We start from the raw sequence: 19,264 nt of genomic DNA, 5'->3' as shown, positions 1-19,264 counted from the left end.
AAGAAAAAGTTTTATTACGGTTGATACGCTGTAAAAAGAAGGAGAACCCATAATGAGATTTAGAGCACTTATCGCATCGGTCTTGTGCGGTCTGACGGTCACGGCATGTGCCGCGGTACCCGCCTTACCGATAGAGGTTGGGGTAAGTGAAGGGGAACAGGTTCTTGAAGGACCGAATGAAACGGGTAAGTACTATTCTTTTAATCCGCATGTTTGTCCGAAGAAGTTATATGATGCATACGGACCCGAGGAATGGGGCGCATTTTTCAATCTTTGCGATGCGCTTCGAAAAGGTGAAGATTCTTTTGACTGTCCAAGTGAGGAAGTTTACGCCTGGTGTTTCAGCGGAGGCCCACTTGATGAGTTTTTTCCGGTGGCACGGTACTGCGTGGATATGGATTACTTAGACGGTTATTCGAAGGGAGTGGGACGTATTAAGTACACCGTTCCCAAGGATGAGTTTCTTGCCAAGGAAAAAGAGTTCGAGCAGACTATCGAGGACATTTTAAAAGAGAATGTGCGGACGGATTATACCGATTTTGAAAAGTGTATCGCGTTGTATGAATACATGGTGAACAACTATGTATACGATTACAGGGAGTGTGACAACAACACTGTTGCCAAGATAAATAATCTTCCGAGAGGAACGTACGGTACTTACAGGACTTTTAAAGATAAAAAAGGAATCTGCAATGAGATCAGCAATGTATATAATTATCTGCTTCTCCAGTGCGGAGTCGACGCCGTGAAATACCTTGGTGGCGAAGAGAACAGTAAGCACGCCTGGACATACGTTACGCTTGATGACGTCGGATATTTTATTGACCCCACTTGGGGGCTTCCGGATACGGAAGAGCATGAGCTGACATATTTTATGATGACTGCACAGGATCGAGAGCATGATTTCGGGGATACAATGGAGCCCGAGACATTTTGCTATGATCATAGAAATCCGGATGTTGATTTTTCGGCGACGGATGACCGGTATGCATCTCTTCGCGGAGGGGATTTTGAAGAGCTGGATACCAAGACGAAGACTTTGTATTACAAGGTCGGCGACGAGAGAAGAGAGTACCATTACTCTTCTTGATGTTATTAGGAAAAGGTAAAAGCCCTGAGGGCCGGTACAATGGAAAGAGAGGAAAGAAAAATGAAGAAATTTATGTTGAACGGAGTTGGAGTTATGGTTGCTGCGACGCTCATGATGACAGGCTGTGGCGGCATGGAATTAAGTGACGAGTCTGACGTGCAGGAGACTGCAGAGACAGAGATGGATATGTCTGAGGAGAATGAGACCGAAGAGACTGAGACTGAGACTGAGGAGACACAGCCCGAAGAGACTGAAGTTGAAGAGAGCGACACTTTGGAAGAGGATGATTCAAGTGCGCCTGTAGTGCAGCCTTCAGGAAACGTTAACGCATCCGCAGGTGCGGTTCAGCAGCATAATACAAACACTCAGGCAGCAAATGCGTCTGTCGGTGCCGATTGGAAAAATGCGTACTTGTCTTACATCAATAGTATGAGACCTGATGGAAGCGATCAGTTCAATTATGCTCTTATCTATGTGGACAATGACGATATTCCCGAGCTTGCTATTCAGGGAGCTTGTGAGGCTGACGGAAGCTTTATAGTTGCATGTAATAACGGACAGCCCAATGAGATCTATACACGTAGATTGTATTTTAACTATATTGAAAAGGGCGGCCTCTTATGCAATTCAGAGGGAATTATGGGCGCATATAACGATACCGTATATAAGCTTGAGAACGGTAATTGGACCACAGTCTTTGACGGTGAATGGTCTGAGGATTATTCAAGTGAGAATCCCACAAGATCATATGATATCGGCGGACAGCCGGTTGACGAAGCTACCTACAATGCTAAGTTTAGTGCAGCTTATGACAACAGCAGGGCAAAAGAGCTTTCGGGCACCGTTTCCAAGAGTGAGATGATCTCAATGCTCAGTAACTGATGAGCGTTTTTGCATTTTTTTCTGATTTGTGATAATATGTTATTCAAATGTTACACGCATTTTACAAATATCGAATAAAAGGAAGGAAAATATTATGAAAATAAAAATGATCTTACCTATAGCTGCAGCAGCTATGATGCTTACAGCATGTACAAGCGAGGCTGTTGAGATGCCCGCTGATGAGACTGCAATTGAGAGCAGCACACTTACAGTAGATGATGTTGTAGGAGAAAAGACTGAGGAGGCCACAAAGGAGGAAACTACCGAGGCTTCAACAGTAGCAACTTCTGAGGATTCTGCGGACGCAGCTTCTTCAACAAAGAGCGACGCTACAGATGCTAAGTCAGGCGCTTCTGTTTCAATCGACGGAACATGGTCAACTGCTTCCATCGGATATATGGATGGCGACGATATGCAGCCTGAGTGGTATGTACAGTTTAAGGATTCAAGCATTGATTACGGTCACAAGAAGAACGGTGAGTTCGTAGTCGATCATTCAGACAAGATCGATTCTGCAGAGAAGACTGCAAACGGATATAAGATCCAGGCTACATCTTCAACCGGTGTACAGTATACACTTCAGACAGCAGAGACTGACAGCAGCATGATCGAGTATTATGAGACATGGGATGATAGTCAGTTCCCTGATGCTTACAGAGGTGGTTCTTCACTTAGTAAGTGCACAGACTAAAACGCAAAAAGGCGGAGAGAAATCTCCGCCTCAGACTGTAGACAAAGTCCACGGCATACGCCGTGGATTTTTCTTTGTAAAAGTGCCAAAAACCCAGTATGCATCTGGGATTAAGGCGCTTTTTCTGGTATAATAGTAGTATCAAAGTTGGGGATGGGGATTGCCTTTATGATGACTTCTAATACCGAAAGAAAGCGTGAACAAATGCAGTTTGTGAGCATGGATGATCTAGTTCCACAGGACCACATGCTCAGGCTTATTGATAAAGCTATCGACTGGTCATTCATATATGATCTTGTTGAAGATAAGTATTCTTCAGACATGGGCAGGCCCAGCATGGATCCTGTCACTCTTATTAAAATTCCCTTCATCCAGTATCTGTACGGAATCCGCAGCATGAGGCAGACTATCAAGGAAATCGAAGTCAATGTTGCATACAGATGGTTCTTAGGCTTAGAGCTTAATGAACCTGTCCCACACTTCTCAACATTTGGAAAGAACTATACAAGACGGTTTAAAGATACTGATCTTTTTGAGCAGATATTCCAGCGTATCCTTGAAGACTGCTACCGCTTCAAGCTTGTTGATCCTACCGCTGTATTTGTAGATGCTACTCATGTAAAAGCCAGAGCTAACAACCGTAAGATGCAGCATAAACTGGCAAAGCAGGAAGCACTGTTTTACGAAGAAATGCTCAGAAAAGAGATAAACGAAGACAGAGCTGAGCACGGTAAGAAGGCTCTTAAAGATAAAGATGATGATAATGATAAAGGCACAGGCGGGCATGATGATTTCAGTGACTTCACTGACGATACTCCCAAGGATACCAAGAATGTAAAATGCAGCATTACCGATCCTGATAGTGGATGGTTTCACAAAGGTGAACACAAGAATGTATTCGCATACGGAATAGAAACTGCATGTGATAAGAATGGATGGATCCTTGATTATACAGTTAATCCAGGTAATGAGCATGACAGCCGTACATTCAAAGGGCTATACGATAAGATAAAGGATATCGGTGTTGAAACGATCGTTGCAGACGCAGGCTATAAGACACCGGCCATAGCAAAACTCCTCATAGATGATGGCATCAAACCACTTCTTCCATACAAGCGTCCAATGACAAAGAAGGGATTCTTTAAGAAATCTGAGTACGCTTACGACGAATACAATGACTGCTATGTATGCCCTAATGATCAGGTACTGGAGTATTCAACAACAAATCGTGATGGATACAGGGAATACAAGAGCTGCGGAAAGGTCTGTGAAAGCTGTCCATATCTCGAGCAGTGCACACTCAGTAAAAACCATGTAAAGCTTATAACTCGTCATATCTGGGAAGATTACATGGAAGAATGTGAGGATATAAGGTACACAGAAGGAATGAAGGATCTCTATTCTCACAGAAAAGAAACAATAGAGAGAATCTTTGGAACAGCTAAAGAGAACCACGGATTCAGATATACGCAGATGTATGGCAAGGCGCGGATGGAAATGAAGGTCGCGCTTACCTTTGCGTGTATGAATCTGAAAAAACTTGCAAGAATCAAGCATGAATGGCGGTTAGAAATGGCCTGATAGGGGCCATTTATGACCATATTTATTATAAAATCATCATCATAAGATGAAAAATGGCCTTGAGAGCTATGCTCTCAAGACCACTTTGTCTACAGTCTGAGGCGGAGAGAAATCTCCGCCTTTTTTTGTGCTTTAATCTGGTTATAAGAAAAAACATTGAATTGACTATTTTTATATATCCAGCATTGGAGTAAAGTGTCTTTTAAATAATTGTTGAAAGGAGCTGTAAACATGAGGGTTGCAGCGGTTAATGATCTGTCGGGCTTTGGTAAATGCTCACTTTTGGCAGATATATCGGTTTTATCTTCGATGGGAATTGAGGTCTGTCCGGTTCCGACTGCGGTACTTACCGCACAGACAGGCTTTTCGTCATATTATATGCACGATACGGGAGATATGGTGCAGCATAGCAAAGAAGAATGGAGCAAGATGGGAGTGACCTTCGACGGCGTGCTTACGGGCTACATGCCTAGTGAAGAAATGGCGGGGAGTGTACTTGACTTCGTAAATACATTTAACCGCGAGGGCGCGGTGCTTCTGGTCGATCCCGTGATGGGTGACGGCGGGAAGTGCTATTCCAACTACTCCGACGCGATGCTCGCCAAGATAAAAGACCTCGCGGCGACGGCGGACATAATAACACCGAATCTTACGGAGGCGTGTCTGCTTGCGGGAGCCGAGCTTGCGGCGACGGGGAGCAAAGCCCCGGCGGGAGAAAGCGCTGAGGGCGCGTCGGATACCTTTGCTTCGGATGTGGCTTCCGATGAGATCGCAGAGATTGCTTTGAAAGGCGCCGCTTCCGAAGCGGATCGCGATCGGATCGTGGAGATCGCGAGGCGGGCAAGGGCGCATGCGGAGCAGACTGTTGTCGTTACGGGAATCCCCGGCGAGGGCGATGAGCTTTATAACCTTGTTGTTTACGGTGATAAATATGAATACATATGTGGTAAGACAAACGGCAGAAGCTATTCCGGCACAGGCGATCTGTTCGCTGCGCTGCTTCTTGGGAATATTCTAAACGGCTTGGAGATTGTAGACGCAGTCAAGGCGGCTTCTTCATTTATATGCGAGGCAATAGCCGCAACGACATCCGATGACAGAAACTACGGAGTTGACTTCGAGAAGGTACTGCGTCGCATTTGAGCCGGCGGCGGAAGTGCTCTGGGAGGGCGGTGAGTGGCCCGGTTCAGATGCGAAATATATTTTTTAGGAGGAGATAGATTATGATAGAGAAAAAGAGACAGACAAAGACAAGACTTATGGCGCTTACGGGTCTTATGACGGCGATGACCGTTATATTTACGGCATATATTTTTCATGTTCCTGTTGGGATGAACGGAGGGTACGTGCATTTTGGAGATTCCGTGATATATCTTGCGGCAGTTCTTTTGCCCACACCTTATGCGTCTGTGGTGGGAGCGCTGGGCGGCGGTATAGCCGATCTTCTGACGGCGCCGATGTGGATGCTTCCTACGATGATCATTAAGATGCTGATCGTACTGCCATTTTCAAGTCGCAGTAAGTCGCTGATATCAAGGCGTAACATGATCGCGCCGATCGTTTCTTTTTTTATCTCGGCGTTTGGATATTACATTGCTGAGATGATCTTGTTTGGAAGTAAGACGGCGATAATAGCGGCGTTTTCGGGTAGTCTTGTTCAGTCCGGCGGAAGCGCGCTCTTTTTCTATATCGCGGCAGCTGCGCTTGACGGGGCGTCGGTTAAGAGAACGGTTTTAAAATATACGACTTAAGGAGATTTCAAGATGGCAGACATTCTTTATACATATAAAAATTCGGTTTACGCAAACATCACAAATAAGTGCAATTGCAGCTGCACGTTCTGCATACGCTCGCTTAAGGACGGCGTTGGCAGCGCGGATACGCTTTGGCATGAGAAGAATCCGTCGAAGGAGGAAATTTTGCAGGCGGTTCGAGACTATGATTTTACGGGATTTGACGAGCTTGTGTTCTGCGGATACGGAGAGCCCACCTGCGAGCTGGAGACACTCCTTGCTGCGGCAAAGATCGCCAAGGAAGAAAAAGGCCTTAAGACACGCCTTAACACAAACGGTCTCGGAAATGAAGAGAATGGACGAGACATTGTGCCGGACCTTGCGGAAGTTATCGACAGTGTATCCGTCAGCCTCAACGCCCCGGACGCCGCCAAATACCAAGAGGTTACGAGACCCCGTTACGATAACGGTTTCGTTAAGATGGTCGATTTCGCAACGAAGTGCAAGGCGAAGATTGGCGATGTTAAGTGGTCTATCGTCGATGTCCTTCCCGAAGAAGATATTGAGAAGTGCAAGAAGATATCTAAGGAAACCGGAATAGAGCTAAAAATCAGGCATTACAGCTGATCTCGCAGGGCCCCCGTTTTGGGGCCTTTTTATTTGGTTTGCTTTTTTTGCAAAATGTGATATTATGTTATAGAAATGTTACAGTTGTTTTCATAAAAGAAAGGGAAGAGAAATGAAAAGAAAGTTTATTTTACCGATTATAGTTGCAGCCATGCTGCTTACAGCATGTGCAGACGAAGTTGAGAGCACTACTCCTGACGTAGAGGAAAGTAATATTGAGATGAGCAGAGAAGAAACTGCTAAGGATTTAACTTTTGATGATGAGACAGAGACAGACGCTTCCATGAATACATCGGGGGACGAAGCGACAGATACAGGAAAGGTTAATGCCGACGGCGTTCCTATGCTTGCCGAGGCGGGCGATCTTCAGTGGAAGGAATATTCCGTGATGAATGCTAAGTTCGAGGTGCCTGCTGATTTTACATCTGAGACACCTGAGCAGACAGCAGCAGGAAATATGATGATATTCTCTGATACGATTAATGGGATGATCGTTGAGGTCAGTGCAGTTCCCGGAGCACAGACACCTGCAGGAAGTGCTGATGAAGCTGTTATGTATGATCATGACTACTTTTCAAGCAAGATGGAAAGTGTATCGGTTGATGAGTTAAACGGTGGTCAGGGCTTTAATCTTGAAGGAGTTATGGGAGATAACTGCTTCATATATCAGGAGAAAAACGTTGATGAAACTGTATATTGTGTAACGATTCAGTATAACATTGTAGGATCCAATCATGAGCTTTGCGCAGGAATAGCCAATAGAATTATAGAGAAATTTTCTATAAATTAAACTATAAACTAAAGGAGAAAAACGTTTATGAAAAGGAAAGTACTTATCGGAGCACTTATGATCACTATGCTCTCGCTTGCCGGTTGTAATGATGAGATATTTGAGGAAACCGGTAGCGGCGTAAGCAGCGAGTCTATCGAGGAGACTGCACCTGACAAGCAGGAAGCTGATACGGATGAGCAGGCTACTTCAGAAGATACTCAGGCAGATCTGAGCGAGAATGACAACAGTACTTCTGACTTTGATCCGACCAAGGATTTCGGAGCTGATTACACCGCTGATATAGAAAAAGAAGTTGAGGCGGCGATCTCATCGGCATCATCTATTCAGGATGAGTTTGATAAGGTGGTTAAAATTGCTGCTAAGTACGATGAGTATGCACAGGAAGCAATGGGACAGGCCGATATGAATATGGCATCGGCATGGAGCGTTAAAGTATATGATTATGAACTTAACAGTCTCTGGGGCAGAATTGATAAGAGCGCAGATGCGGCTACAAAAGAAAGCTTACTTTCCGCGCAGAGAAATTGGAATTCAATGAAAGAAGATGTGATCATTTCCGAGATCGGTCCTCGTGAAGAGAGCGGAACGATTTATCCGCTTTTATATAATAATTGCATGGGATCCCTTACATATAACAGAGACGTGATCCTTGCATCTGAGCTTGCAAAGATTAAAGGAGAGAGCTTTACAATGCCCGAGAGAGCTCTGTATAACACATATGTTGATACGCAGGGAACAAGCGATATTTACAGTACAATGGTGATCACACAGAGCATGGAAGGCGATGACATTGTTAAGCTTGCTCTTTACAGAGAGAAAGATATAGAAGGCTCTTTTACCAAAAAAGGAAACGGAGAGCTTGAGTTTACGGATGATACCGGAAGTATTAAAGGAATTATCAAATACGGTTGGGATGGCGCTATATTTGAGGTAACGCAGGGCGATGACATCATCGCAACCGGGGAAAAGCACGTGTTTGATATGGTATTTTAAATAATATTTAAAAATATTTAAAAAATATTAAAAAATATACTAGACAGATTAACAATTATGTGATAATATAACTATAGTGTTAAAGACGACGACACGAACGCTTTATAAGAGGAGAATTTTATGAGAAATCAAATAAGGAAATGGAGGAGAAACATTTTAATTCTTTCCTTATTGGGTGCTATGCTTGCTACGGCAGGTTGTAGCGAAATGGATATTGAGAGTGAGTTTGGTTCTGCCGTTGAGGCAACAAGCGAAAACTCTGAACCCGGTATTCCTATTCCAACTAAGGAATCTTCGGCTGCAGAGTCTTCGGTAGAAGATGAAGAGCATGATGAAGACGCTTCCGCGAGCGCATCTTCATCTGAGAGTATCAAAGATGAGGCTTCGGCTTCAGCAGCATCTTCAGTAACGACAGACGGGGCACAGACTCCTCCCAATAAAACACAGGAACAGACGCCTGCAGTTAAGGAAACAAGCGCATCTTGGGAACAAGGAGTACCTACTCCGGCACCTAAGCCTACACAGGATGTTAAGCCTACACCGTCAGGTGGTGAACAGGCACAGGCACCTGCCGATAACGCACAGGTTTCCGGCGATCAGAATCTCGCAAGTGCGGGTATTGCCGTAGGTTGTGAGACCGCGGCAGGGGACGGTTCCAACGTAACACAGTTATATTCATACGAATATCCTAAGTTTTCTTGCATGAACCCTGATTATAACAAGGTTGTAGGCGAGCTTAACGAGATATTTGAAAATGAAAAGAATAAAGATCTTGCCGATAACGCCAATGTTGCGTATTATTCGCAGAAGGTTAATTCCGTATCCATTGATGAACAGGCTCAATATGTTTATATCAATGTTTCGAGGATACAGGAAGTCGGAGGACCTCATCCTAATGTTTATGAAGAATCTTATTTTATAAGTAAGGACACTAAGGATTTTACAAAGCTTTCAGATGTACAGGGCCTTACAGAGGCTCAGATCCAGGATGCGGCAGATCAGATATATTCAGCGCATAACGATAAGGATTATTTCGTTATCACAGAAGAAGTTAAAAAAGCTATAAAGAGTGACAACGTTCACTGGAGATATGAAGGAGATAACCTTTATCTGTGGCTTGATTACGACCAGATAACAGGAGGTTATCACGGAGACAGCGAGTACTCCGCTATTATTGCCCTATAAAAACACTTTCGTGCAGTTTACGTCAGTTGTTTTTTATAGATAATATACCCCACCTCATAAAAACCCACGGGAGAATGAAACAAAGCTTCCGTGGGTTTTCCCTGTCCAAAAATAGAATTATAATAAGGATAGGAGGGCGATATGATTCAAAAAGTTATTAAGTGCGGAAGCAACGCATATATTAATATAGTAAAAGGCGGTGTTCTGGACGTTAAGGTCGACGCTATAGTTAATGCCGCAAACAATACGCTTCTGGGAGGCGGCGGTGTCGACGGCGCGATCCACAGGGCGGCAGGTCCGGGACTTCTTTCCGAGTGCAGAACGCTCGGAGGGTGCGAGACGGGCGATGCCAAGGCTACAGGGGCATACGATATTTCTTTTGCCAAGGCTATAATCCATACCGTCGGTCCCGTGTACAGCGGATCCGATGAGGATGCGCACCTTTTGGCATCGTGCTATACAAACAGCCTCGACAGGGCGCTTGAGAGAGGCTTTGAGAGCGTTGCTTTTCCTTGCATCTCGACAGGTGTCTACGGATACCCTTTGGGCGACGCCGCGAAGGTCGCCATGAAAGCAGTAAAAGACTGGCTTGCAGCGCACGAGGATGCTGTGATAAATGTTTATATCTGCTGTTTTAGAGAGGAAGAGCTTGAAGCTTATCTGAAACTCGAGAACGGGCAGTAGACAGCTCTTTTTCGGCAAAAGATTGTATACAAATTTTTTACTTTCATAATGAAGCAATATATAGTATTATAAGTTTACTGTACAATTGGATTTTAACGGGGAGTAGTGCGAAGACTCGCACCGCTCCCTTTTACTCGCGAAGTTTTATTTGGTAGGAGGATCGGCAAGTTGGACCTTAGCAGACAAAAGAAAGCGCCTGTCTACGAGGCTATAGAGAGATTTCGTAAGCAGAGGGTTGTTCCCTTTGACGTTCCGGGACACAAGAGGGGCAGAGGTAATCCCGAGCTTGTTAGTTTCCTGGGAGATAGATGCGTCAGTGTAGACGTTAATTCAATGAAACCACTTGATAATCTTTGTCATCCGGTATCGGTTATTAAGGATGCAGAGGAGCTCATGGCTGATGCTTTCGGTGCAGCGCATGCGTTCATGATGGTCAACGGAACAACGAGTGCGGTTCAGGCGATGGTTCTTTCTACCGTTAAAAAGGGCGAGAAGATCATTATGCCGAGGAACGTGCACAAGAGTGCGATCAACGCGCTTATTCTTTGCGGCGCGGTTCCGGTATATATCGATCCCAAAGTTGATACGAAGCTTGGAATTCCGCTCGGAATGGAGATCGCGGACGTTAAGAAGGCGGTAAAAGAGAATCCGGATGCGAAAGCTATCCTTATTAATAATCCTTCTTATTACGGTATTTGTTCAGATCTTAAGGCAATCGTCGAGCTTGCTCATAAAAACGGCATGAAGGCGCTTGTTGATGAGGCTCACGGAACGCATTTGTATTTCGGACCGGGACTTCCCTTAAATGCGATGGCTGCGGGAGCGGACATGGCAGCGATCAGTATGCACAAGTCGGGCGGAAGTCTTACGCAGAGCTCGGTTCTTTTGTGCGGAGAGGGTGCCAATGTCGGATACATCAGTAGGGTTGTGAATCTTACGCAGACTACGAGTGCAAGCTATCTTTTGCTCGGAAGTCTTGATATTTCAAGAAGAAATCTTGCGCTCAACGGAGCGGACAGCTTTGCCAAAGTAACCAAGATGGCGCAGTATGCGAGAGAAGAGATCAACGATATCGGCGGTTACTACGCTTACGGTAATGAGCTTATAAACGGCGGAAGTATCTATGATTTCGATGAGACCAAGCTAGTTGTAAATACCAGGAGCATCGGTCTTACGGGTATCGAGGTCTATGACCTTTTAAGAGATGAATATGACATTCAGATGGAGTTTGGTGATCTGTCCAATGTCATGGCATATATTTCAATCGGCGACAGGCTGCAGGATATTGAGAGACTTGCGGGAGCGCTTGCCGATATCAGAAGACTTTATTCCAAGCCTGAGCAGAGCTTTTTCTCTGCGGAGTACGTGACACCTATTGTTAAGGCGACACCTCAGGAAGCTTTTTATGCGGAAAAAGAGCCTGTTTCTATCGAGAATTCAGTCGGCAGGATAAGTGCGGAGTCTGTTATGTGTTATCCGCCGGGAATACCGATTCTTTCTCCCGGAGAAGTTATCACAGAGGAGATTCTCGACTATATAACGACAGCAAGGGAGAAAGGTTGCTCGATGCAGGGACCCGAGAGTGAGGATATTTCCGAGCTTTTTGTGCTTAAGTGATCGTGGGTGCGCATCGCGCGGAACAGACCACATCATGATATAATGAATAATACATAGACACGCTATATGGTTGCGTTTATAGGAGATCGATAATGGCAGAGATGGATTATTGGTTTAGCGATATGCATACCGGAAACGTTAAGATCAGCATCAGGATCAGCAAACAGCTCTTTTCCGGTAGCAGCGAATTTCAGAGAATAGACGTTTTTGACTCACCTGAGTTTGGCAAGTTCCTTACTTCGGACGGTAATATTATCTTTTCCGAGAAGGACGAGTTTACTTACGATGAGATGATCGTTCATGTTCCGATGGCGGTTCACCCCAAGGTTCAGAGAGTCCTGGTTCTTGGTGGCGGCGACGGCGGTGTTGCCAGAGAGCTCACTCACTATGAGGAGATCAAGGTAATCGACGTTGTTGAGCCGGACAACATGTTTGTGGATGTCTGCAAGCAATATTTCCCGGACAATGCGATCGGACTTGAGGATGACAGAGTTCATATTTATTATCAGGACGGACTTAAGTATCTTCGTAAGTGCGAGGATATGTATGATCTTATAATCAACGATGCGACCGAGCCCCTTGGCCATGAGGCAGGTCTTTTTACCAAGGAGTTCTACGGAAGCTGCTACAAGGCGCTTCACGACGACGGCATCATGGTGTACCAGCACGGAAGCCCGTTCTACGATGAGGATGAGGAGAGCTGCAGAGCGATGCACAGGAAGGCGTTCAGAGTATTCCCGGTAAACAGGGTTTATCAGGCGCATATCCCGACATGCCCCGCAGGTTACTGGCTCTTTGGATTTGCCAGCAAGAAGTACCATCCGCTCAAGGACTTCAATCCTGACAGATGGGATGAGAGAGGGGTCAAGACGTGGTATTACACCACGCATTTGCATAAGGGAGCGTTCATGCTGCCCAAGTACGTAGAAGACTTATTACAGGAAGAGGAGGACATGTCCAGATGAGCAGATTACTTGTTATTGGTTGCGGCGGAGTCGCACAGGTTGCAATACAGAAGTGCTGTCAGAACAGCAAGACATTTACGGAGCTTTGCATAGCAAGCCGCACGGTTTCCAAGTGCGACGCTTTAAAAGATAAGATTGAAAAGAGCGGAAGCAGCGTAAAGATCACAACAAAGGCGGTTAATGCCGATGACGTAAACGAGCTGATCGCACTTATCAAGGAGTATAAGCCTGACGCGGTTCTTAACGTTGCGCTTCCTTATCAGGATCTTGTTATCATGGACGCTTGCCTCGAGTGCAAGGTTGATTATATCGACACAGCCAACTATGAGCCTGAGGATACGGATGATCCGAAGTGGCGTGAGATCTACGAGAAGCGCTGCAAGGAAAAGGGCTTCACAGCTTATTTTGACTACAGCTGGCAGTGGGCTTATATGGATAAGTTCAAGGAGGCAGGTATCACAGGCCTTCTCGGAACAGGCTTCGATCCCGGCGTAACAAGCGTGTTTACCGCTTATGCCAAGAAGCATTATTTTGACGAGATTCACACTATCGATATTCTTGATTGCAACGGCGGTGACCACGGTTACGCTTTTGCGACCAACTTTAATCCCGAGATCAACCTTCGCGAAGTTAGCGCGAACGGAAGCTACTGGGAGGACGGACACTGGGTTGAGACTAAGCCCATGGAGATCAAGAGAGTTTACAACTTCCCCGAGGTAGGTGAGAAGGACATGTACCTTCTTCATCACGAGGAGATCGAGGCTCTCGGAAGAAACTTCCCCGAGGTAAAAAGAATCCGTTTCTTCATGACGTTCGGTCAGAGCTATCTTGATCATATGCGCTGCCTTGAAGATGTCGGAATGCTTTCAACAAGTCCCATTAACTTTGAGGGAAAAGAAATCGTGCCCATCCAGTTCTTAAAGGCACTTCTTCCGGATCCCGCAAGCCTTGGACCGAGAACAGTCGGAAAGACCAACATTGGCTGTATCTTCCGCGGAATCAAGGATGGAAAAGAAAAGACGGTTTACATCTACAATGTATGTGATCATCAGGAATGCTACAAGGAGCTCGGAAGCCAGGCTATCAGCTACACAACAGGTGTGCCTGCTATGATCGGAACTGCTCTTGTTGTTAACGGACAGTGGAAGAAGCCCGGTGTGTACACAACGGACGAGTTCGATCCCGATCCTTACATGGAGATGCTTAATGAGTACGGACTTCCTTGGGTGGTTGATGAGAATCCCGCTCTTGTGGATTGACGCTACGTGCATAGAAGCAGCGGTTTGACTGCATATTGAAACTCTGGGAGAAAACGGATGAAGATATCGGAGATCACAACTCCTGCTTATGTAATTGATGAAAAGAAATTAAAAGAAAACCTTGAGATTTTAAGCTATGTGCAGAAAGAGTCGGGCGCCAAGATACTTCTTGCGCAGAAGGCTTTTTCCGCATATAAGACTTATCCTATGATAGGTGAGTATTTGTCCGGAGCTACGGCTTCGGGTTTATATGAAGCAAGGCTTGCGAAAGAAGAGATGATCGAACCTTTAAAGGGTAAGCGCAAGATCGAAAATCATGTCTTTGAGCCTGCTTTTAATGACGATGAGATAAAAGAGCTGTGTGAGATCTGTGACCACATGGTCTTTAATTCACTTACGCAGCTTGAGCATCACAGAGAGGTCTGGGAGAAGAATGTCAAAAACGGACGTCTCTTTGTAGGGCTTCGAATAAATCCCGAGTACAGCACGCAGGAAGGGCATGAGATCTATGATCCGTGTGCTTCGGGGTCAAGGCTCGGAATAAGAAACGCGGACCTTGGAGATAAGCTTCCCAAGGGCGTTTCGGGGCTTCATTTCCATACATTGTGCGAACAGGGATTTGAGCCGCTTGAAAAGACGTTTCTTGAAGTCGAAAGCTCTTTTAAACGATTCTTCCCTACGCGTAAAGGCGAAGAGGGCAAGATCAAGTGGATCAACCTTGGCGGTGGACATCACATAACCAAGGAAGACTACGACAGAGAAGGGCTTATAAAGCTCGTTAAGAGGATAAAAGATACTTACGGTATCGAGGTTTATCTTGAGCCGGGCGAAGCGATCGCGCTTGACGCGGGGCTTCTTGTTACGACCGTAATGGACATTGTTAAGACGGAGAAGTATCCGGTGCTTATTCTTGATACTTCGGCGGCTTGTCACATGCCTGACGTTCTTGAGATGCCGTATAGGCCGCCGCTTCGTGACAGCGGTGAAGCGGGAGAGCTTGCCAATACGTACAGGCTTTCGTCGAGAACCTGCCTTGCGGGGGATATTATCGGCGACTACAGTTTTGATAAAGAGATCGGAATCGGCGACAGGCTGTATTTTGAAGATATGGCGATCTACAGCATGGTTAAGAACAATACTTTTAACGGAATGCCGCTTCCCGATATCGATATAATGCATGAGGACGGCGAGGTTGAGGTGCTTAAGCGCTTTGGCTACGACGACTTCAAGATGAGATTGTGATTTATAGGAACATATATGAAGAGGTTACATACAACACCTGACAAAGACGGTTTCTTTATGCCTGCGGAGTTTGCGGAGCATGAAGGAACCCTTATGATATATCCGACTCGTCCCGGAAGCTGGGGAAAAGACAGGAGCGGAGCGCTTAATTCTTTCGGCAGGATCTACACCGAGATCATGAAGAGAGAGAAGCTTTTTTTGGCGGCTTCTTCGGATTTTTATGATGAGGCGTGCGAGTTTTTGGAGAGTCTTTTTCCTGCGACAGGTCTTTCTCGTTCTGAGTTTGATAAAAGAAAAGAAGTAATTGCGATAGATTCGGATGATGCCTGGGCAAGGGATGTCGGACCGACTTTTGTTGTTGACGGTGACAAATCGGTCAGAGGTATCAACTGGAGCTTTAACGCATGGGGCGGAGAGTACGACGGGCTTTATGCTACTTGGGATAAGGACGATGCGCTTGCTTGTAAGTTTTTGGCGCATATGAACTGTGATTATTATGACGCTGCGCCTTTTGTTCTTGAGGGTGGATCGATCCATTCCGACGGCGAGGGAACGGTGATGGTGACGGAGAGCTGTCTTATGAGTAAGGGAAGGAATCCGTCGCTGTCCAAGGATGAGATTGAGGATAGGCTTAAGACTTATCTTGGTGCGAAAAAGATCTTGTGGCTTCCTCGAGGCATCTACAATGATGAGACAAACGAGCATGTCGACAATGTGTGCGCGTTTGTGGCGCCCGGCGAGGTTGTGCTTGCGTGGACGGATGACAGGAACGATCCGCAGTACGAGCTTTCTTTTGCCTCTTATGAATATCTTAGGTCGCAGAAGGATGCGAAGGGCAGAGAGATTGTGATCCACAAGCTTCCGATTCCGGAGAAGCCTATTTTTATTACAGAAAAAGATCTTGGTAACTATGAGTTTGAAGAGGGCGAGGATTTCCGAGAGGTCGGAGAGAGACTTGCTGCGAGTTATGTCAATTACTACTATATAAACGGAGCTGTTTTGCTTCCGATGTTTGGCGGTGAGAATGAGGATAGCGATAAGAGGGCGCTTGAGATTTTAAGGAAGCTGTGTCCGGGTAGGGAAGTAATCGGGATTCCTGCGAGGGATATTTTGCTCGGCGGCGGTAATATTCACTGCATTACGCAGCAGGTGCCGAGGGGATGATCGTGTTCTTACGACATGTGCGGTAAAGTGCAAATGTCTGTAGTATATTTGAAAAGGAGATAGAGATGTCGCTTACAAAAGTTGCATGTATCCAGTTTGCCTGCGGAGCGCCTTGTGCGTCCGATAAGGAGCAGGTTGACAATAACATAAAGAAAGCTGCTGAGCTAGCTAAAAAAGCGGCAGATAACGGCGCTAAGATAATTCTTTTGTCAGAGCTGTTTGAAAGAAAGTATTTCTGCCAGGAGAGAAGATATGACTACTATGAGCTTGCGGTTCCGATCTTGGAGAACCCGGCTGTTATCTACTTTAGCGAGTTTTGCAAGGAAAACAAAGTGGTCATGCCGATAAGCGTCTTTGAGAAGGATGAGAATGTCTTTTATAATTCGGTTGCGATGATCGACGCCGACGGCAAGATTGTCGGAGTTTACAGAAAGACTCATATTCCGGACGATCACTATTATCAGGAGAAGTTTTATTTTACTCCGGGAAACACGGGCTTTAAGGTGTTTGAGACTCAGGCGGGAAGGATAGGAGTCGGAATCTGCTGGGATCAGTGGTTCCCTGAGACGGCAAGGTGTCTTGCACTTGGCGGAGCGGATATTATCCTGTATCCTACAGCAATCGGATCGGAGCCGATTCTTGATGTGGACAGCTCGGGCCATTGGATGAGAACGATGCAGGGGCATTCCGCAGCAAATATCATTCCTGTTGCGGCGGCTAACAGAATCGGTAAAGAGGATGTTGAGCCTTGTGAGGAAAACGGCGGGCAGAAGTCTTCGTTATGCTTCTACGGAAGCAGCTTCCTTACGGATCAGACGGGAGATGTTATTGCCAAGGCAAGTCGCGACAAGGAAGAGATCATCTATGCCGAGTATGATTTTGAAGAGAACAGTAAGATGAGATCGTCATGGGGGCTCTTTAGAGACAGAAGACCTTCATGCTACGGAGAGCTGGTCAAGTGATCCTTGCGGGAATAGAGTAGTATTATTTGATAATAAGTTTTGGATAATAAAAGAGCACAGCGCCTTTGGGACCGTATCAAAAGGGCTGTGCTCTTTATCTATATTGAGGTATTTGTCACAATGAAATTACGATGTTTTTGAAAAAAGTTTTTATGCTGCGGGATCTACTTCAGCATCCTCGCTCTGTTCAGCGTTATCCTGCTCATCAGTCTGCTCGGTTGCTTCAGTGCTATCATCTGTGCTTGCAGCATCTGTAGACTGTTCATCAAGCTGAGTGCTGCTCTCGTCATTAGCCTCGCTTGTGATCTCAGCATTCTCATCAGCTGTTGTAGCCTCAGTTGAAGCATCCTCTATAGCCTGTGTATCTTCTTCAAGCTCGAAATCTTCCTCATCGTACTCGAAGCTACGCTTACCGAATCTGCTGTTGCTCTTACTGTTTCTATCGTTCTTGCTGTGCTTACCGTTCTTGCTGTTCTTATCGTTCTTACCGTTTTTGCCATTGTTCTTTCCGTTATTCTTACCGGAGTTTCGGCCATTCTTGCCATTCTTGTCGTGGTTCTTATCGTTTGAAGAATCATCGTCGTCATAATCGTAATCGAACAGTGTCTCAGCGTCTTTGCCTGTGTAATCTTCAAGGAGATTGATTACATCACCGGCACCGTATTCATTAAGCTTTGATACACGCTCTTCAGAGGTTGTTCCGAATACGCTCTCATAATTTTGGTCTGAAATGAGGAATCTATCCATTTCTTTGGATTTTTTATCGATTACAATTATACCGAGGTAGTTACCCCATATCTGACCGGACATAATTGGCTCATTATTTTCTCCGGCGAAGATAGCAGTATGAGAATGCCCGTCAAGCATAAGATCAATGCCGTTTACAGCAGTCCATAGATCAATACTTCTCTTTTTATCTCTATCGCCACCAATTTCTTTTGCATTATCCGGATTCGGGGCATATTCCTTTTGCATACCTAAGTGTGAGAGGCAGATGACAAGATCGGCGTTATTTTTTTCTCCTTTTAGTTCATCTACTTGGCTTTGAGCACACGCTATTAAAGCGGCACCCGTATCTACACTATATTGTTTTTTCTCTTCTGTTTCCTTTTTTGGGGACCAACCTTTTACGGTGTCTTTTATTTCATGCGTATCCAAGCCAAAGAATCCAATCTTCAGATTATCAAATTCAGCAACAGCATTTGATGAATACTTGAAGCTATCATCTGTATGTATATTGGCATCAAGTACTTTAAATTTTGCCGCATTAAGCATTTCTTGTAACGTTCCCTTACTGCTAATTTCGTGGTTTCCAAGACAAGCGTAATCATATCCGGCTGCATTCATGAGATTGATTGATCTAATTTGTTTACCACTTCCAAGATGGCCTTCTTGTTTATAGTCGGCCACTCTTAAGGTGGTTGTTTCTCCATCCGCTACATCATCTTTTTTATCCTTGTCAGCACAGAAGTCACCTGAATCAACAAGAAGAACTTCGGAAGCATTTAACTCGTCTGCGAAATAATTCTTTAAAGCAGCAAAATAAGCAAACTGAAGTATTGCGCCATGAGTGTCATTGGTTGAAAGAATGACTACTTTATCAGATAGATCACCGTTGTATTTTTTTGAAATTTCTTCTATATTCTTGGGGTCTTCCGAGCCGGGCATTTTAACCTTATAATTACCGATATCCTCCGCGAATGCAGAAATAGCGCTGCCGCAGAAGAGGGTACCTGCTACTGCCAGTGACAGCAAACTTTTAAATGCGAATTTTCTTTTCAATGTAATTCACCTCC

Annotated in this window: 18 protein-coding genes; 17 read left to right on the top strand and 1 reads right to left on the bottom strand. The window is 45.3% G+C overall.

The features are described 5' to 3' along the window. Positions 1-52 precede the first annotated feature (52 nt). The 17 genes from BM377_RS10255 (at position 53) to aguB (ending at position 17,468) form a co-directional block, all read left to right on the top strand. Positions 53-1,090, top strand: a complete 1,038-nt coding sequence (locus BM377_RS10255) for a transglutaminase domain-containing protein (protein ID WP_092247664.1) — start codon at positions 53-55, stop codon at positions 1,088-1,090. A gap of 60 nt (positions 1,091-1,150) precedes the next feature. Then, the gene (locus tag BM377_RS10250) at positions 1,151-1,972 is read left to right on the top strand and encodes a hypothetical protein (protein WP_143104499.1); all 822 of its coding nucleotides are present in this window, start codon (positions 1,151-1,153) and stop codon (positions 1,970-1,972) included. Between the two features lie 94 nt (positions 1,973-2,066). Further along, entirely contained in the window at positions 2,067-2,663 is a 597-nt protein-coding gene (locus tag BM377_RS10245; protein ID WP_092247658.1) for a hypothetical protein, read from the top strand. Positions 2,664-2,831: 168 nt separating this feature from the next. Further along, entirely contained in the window at positions 2,832-4,244 is a 1,413-nt protein-coding gene (locus BM377_RS10240; protein WP_143104498.1) for an IS1182 family transposase, read from the top strand. A gap of 231 nt (positions 4,245-4,475) precedes the next feature. After that, positions 4,476-5,387, top strand: a complete 912-nt coding sequence (locus BM377_RS10235) for a bifunctional hydroxymethylpyrimidine kinase/phosphomethylpyrimidine kinase (RefSeq protein WP_092247655.1) — start codon at positions 4,476-4,478, stop codon at positions 5,385-5,387. Between the two features lie 80 nt (positions 5,388-5,467). After that, complete coding sequence (locus tag BM377_RS10230; protein ID WP_092247653.1) at positions 5,468-5,995, top strand: TIGR04002 family protein; 528 nt, start codon at positions 5,468-5,470, stop codon at positions 5,993-5,995. Positions 5,996-6,007: 12 nt separating this feature from the next. Then, entirely contained in the window at positions 6,008-6,604 is a 597-nt protein-coding gene (locus BM377_RS10225) for a TIGR04100 family radical SAM protein (protein WP_092247650.1), read from the top strand. A gap of 112 nt (positions 6,605-6,716) precedes the next feature. Beyond that, positions 6,717-7,394, top strand: coding sequence for a hypothetical protein (locus BM377_RS10220; protein WP_092247647.1), 678 nt, complete (start codon positions 6,717-6,719; stop codon positions 7,392-7,394). Between the two features lie 27 nt (positions 7,395-7,421). Next, positions 7,422-8,390 carry a lysozyme inhibitor LprI family protein gene (locus tag BM377_RS10215; RefSeq protein ID WP_092247644.1) on the top strand — a complete coding sequence of 323 codons (969 nt, stop codon included), beginning with the start codon at positions 7,422-7,424 and terminating at the stop codon, positions 8,388-8,390. A 120-nt stretch (positions 8,391-8,510) separates the two neighbouring features. After that, positions 8,511-9,575, top strand: a complete 1,065-nt coding sequence (locus BM377_RS10210; RefSeq protein WP_143104497.1) for a hypothetical protein — start codon at positions 8,511-8,513, stop codon at positions 9,573-9,575. Positions 9,576-9,716: 141 nt separating this feature from the next. Further along, positions 9,717-10,259: an O-acetyl-ADP-ribose deacetylase gene (locus BM377_RS10205; protein ID WP_092247638.1), complete on the top strand. Its 543-nt coding sequence runs from the start codon at positions 9,717-9,719 to the stop codon at positions 10,257-10,259. A gap of 168 nt (positions 10,260-10,427) precedes the next feature. Continuing rightward, entirely contained in the window at positions 10,428-11,876 is a 1,449-nt protein-coding gene (locus tag BM377_RS10200) for an aminotransferase class I/II-fold pyridoxal phosphate-dependent enzyme (RefSeq protein ID WP_092247635.1), read from the top strand. A 101-nt stretch (positions 11,877-11,977) separates the two neighbouring features. Beyond that, positions 11,978-12,841 (top strand): polyamine aminopropyltransferase, encoded by an 864-nt coding sequence (gene speE / locus BM377_RS10195; protein WP_092247773.1) that lies wholly within the window; start codon positions 11,978-11,980, stop codon positions 12,839-12,841. After that, the gene (locus BM377_RS10190) at positions 12,838-14,100 is read left to right on the top strand and encodes a saccharopine dehydrogenase family protein (protein ID WP_092247632.1); all 1,263 of its coding nucleotides are present in this window, start codon (positions 12,838-12,840) and stop codon (positions 14,098-14,100) included. Before speE ends, BM377_RS10190 begins: the two co-directional genes overlap by 4 nt. A 57-nt stretch (positions 14,101-14,157) precedes the next feature. Beyond that, entirely contained in the window at positions 14,158-15,342 is a 1,185-nt protein-coding gene (gene nspC, locus BM377_RS10185) for a carboxynorspermidine decarboxylase (protein ID WP_092247629.1), read from the top strand. A 15-nt stretch (positions 15,343-15,357) separates the two neighbouring features. Next, positions 15,358-16,506, top strand: coding sequence for an agmatine deiminase (aguA, locus tag BM377_RS10180; protein WP_092247626.1), 1,149 nt, complete (start codon positions 15,358-15,360; stop codon positions 16,504-16,506). Positions 16,507-16,571: 65 nt separating this feature from the next. Next, the gene (gene aguB, locus BM377_RS10175; RefSeq protein WP_092247623.1) at positions 16,572-17,468 is read left to right on the top strand and encodes an N-carbamoylputrescine amidase; all 897 of its coding nucleotides are present in this window, start codon (positions 16,572-16,574) and stop codon (positions 17,466-17,468) included. A 150-nt stretch (positions 17,469-17,618) separates the two neighbouring features. Here the strand turns inward: aguB and BM377_RS10170 are convergent, their stop codons facing one another. Then, positions 17,619-19,250 carry a bifunctional UDP-sugar hydrolase/5'-nucleotidase gene (locus BM377_RS10170; RefSeq protein ID WP_092247620.1) on the bottom strand — a complete coding sequence of 544 codons (1,632 nt, stop codon included), beginning with the start codon at positions 19,248-19,250 and terminating at the stop codon, positions 17,619-17,621. Positions 19,251-19,264 lie beyond the last annotated feature (14 nt).

Source organism: Butyrivibrio sp. INlla21 (assembly GCF_900116875.1).
GTDB lineage: Bacteria > Bacillota > Clostridia > Lachnospirales > Lachnospiraceae > Butyrivibrio.
The sequence above is the reverse complement of the archived record's forward strand: the minus strand, read 5'-3'. Positions and strand labels throughout refer to the sequence as shown.

Excerpts from the sequence above, each read along its gene's own strand:
- BM377_RS10255 (WP_092247664.1), top strand. The coding sequence starts at position 53 with ATGAGATTTAGAGCACTTATCGCATCGGTCTTGTGCGGTCTGACGGTC.
- BM377_RS10250 (WP_143104499.1), top strand. The coding sequence starts at position 1,151 with ATGAAGAAATTTATGTTGAACGGAGTTGGAGTTATGGTTGCTGCGACG.
- BM377_RS10245 (WP_092247658.1), top strand. The coding sequence starts at position 2,067 with ATGAAAATAAAAATGATCTTACCTATAGCTGCAGCAGCTATGATGCTT.
- BM377_RS10240 (WP_143104498.1), top strand. The coding sequence starts at position 2,832 with ATGATGACTTCTAATACCGAAAGAAAGCGTGAACAAATGCAGTTTGTG.
- BM377_RS10235 (WP_092247655.1), top strand. The coding sequence starts at position 4,476 with ATGAGGGTTGCAGCGGTTAATGATCTGTCGGGCTTTGGTAAATGCTCA.
- BM377_RS10230 (WP_092247653.1), top strand. The coding sequence starts at position 5,468 with ATGATAGAGAAAAAGAGACAGACAAAGACAAGACTTATGGCGCTTACG.
- BM377_RS10225 (WP_092247650.1), top strand. The coding sequence starts at position 6,008 with ATGGCAGACATTCTTTATACATATAAAAATTCGGTTTACGCAAACATC.
- BM377_RS10220 (WP_092247647.1), top strand. The coding sequence starts at position 6,717 with ATGAAAAGAAAGTTTATTTTACCGATTATAGTTGCAGCCATGCTGCTT.
- BM377_RS10215 (WP_092247644.1), top strand. The coding sequence starts at position 7,422 with ATGAAAAGGAAAGTACTTATCGGAGCACTTATGATCACTATGCTCTCG.
- BM377_RS10210 (WP_143104497.1), top strand. The coding sequence starts at position 8,511 with ATGAGAAATCAAATAAGGAAATGGAGGAGAAACATTTTAATTCTTTCC.
- BM377_RS10205 (WP_092247638.1), top strand. The coding sequence starts at position 9,717 with ATGATTCAAAAAGTTATTAAGTGCGGAAGCAACGCATATATTAATATA.
- speE (WP_092247773.1), top strand. The coding sequence starts at position 11,978 with ATGGATTATTGGTTTAGCGATATGCATACCGGAAACGTTAAGATCAGC.
- BM377_RS10190 (WP_092247632.1), top strand. The coding sequence starts at position 12,838 with ATGAGCAGATTACTTGTTATTGGTTGCGGCGGAGTCGCACAGGTTGCA.
- nspC (WP_092247629.1), top strand. The coding sequence starts at position 14,158 with ATGAAGATATCGGAGATCACAACTCCTGCTTATGTAATTGATGAAAAG.
- aguA (WP_092247626.1), top strand. The coding sequence starts at position 15,358 with ATGAAGAGGTTACATACAACACCTGACAAAGACGGTTTCTTTATGCCT.
- aguB (WP_092247623.1), top strand. The coding sequence starts at position 16,572 with ATGTCGCTTACAAAAGTTGCATGTATCCAGTTTGCCTGCGGAGCGCCT.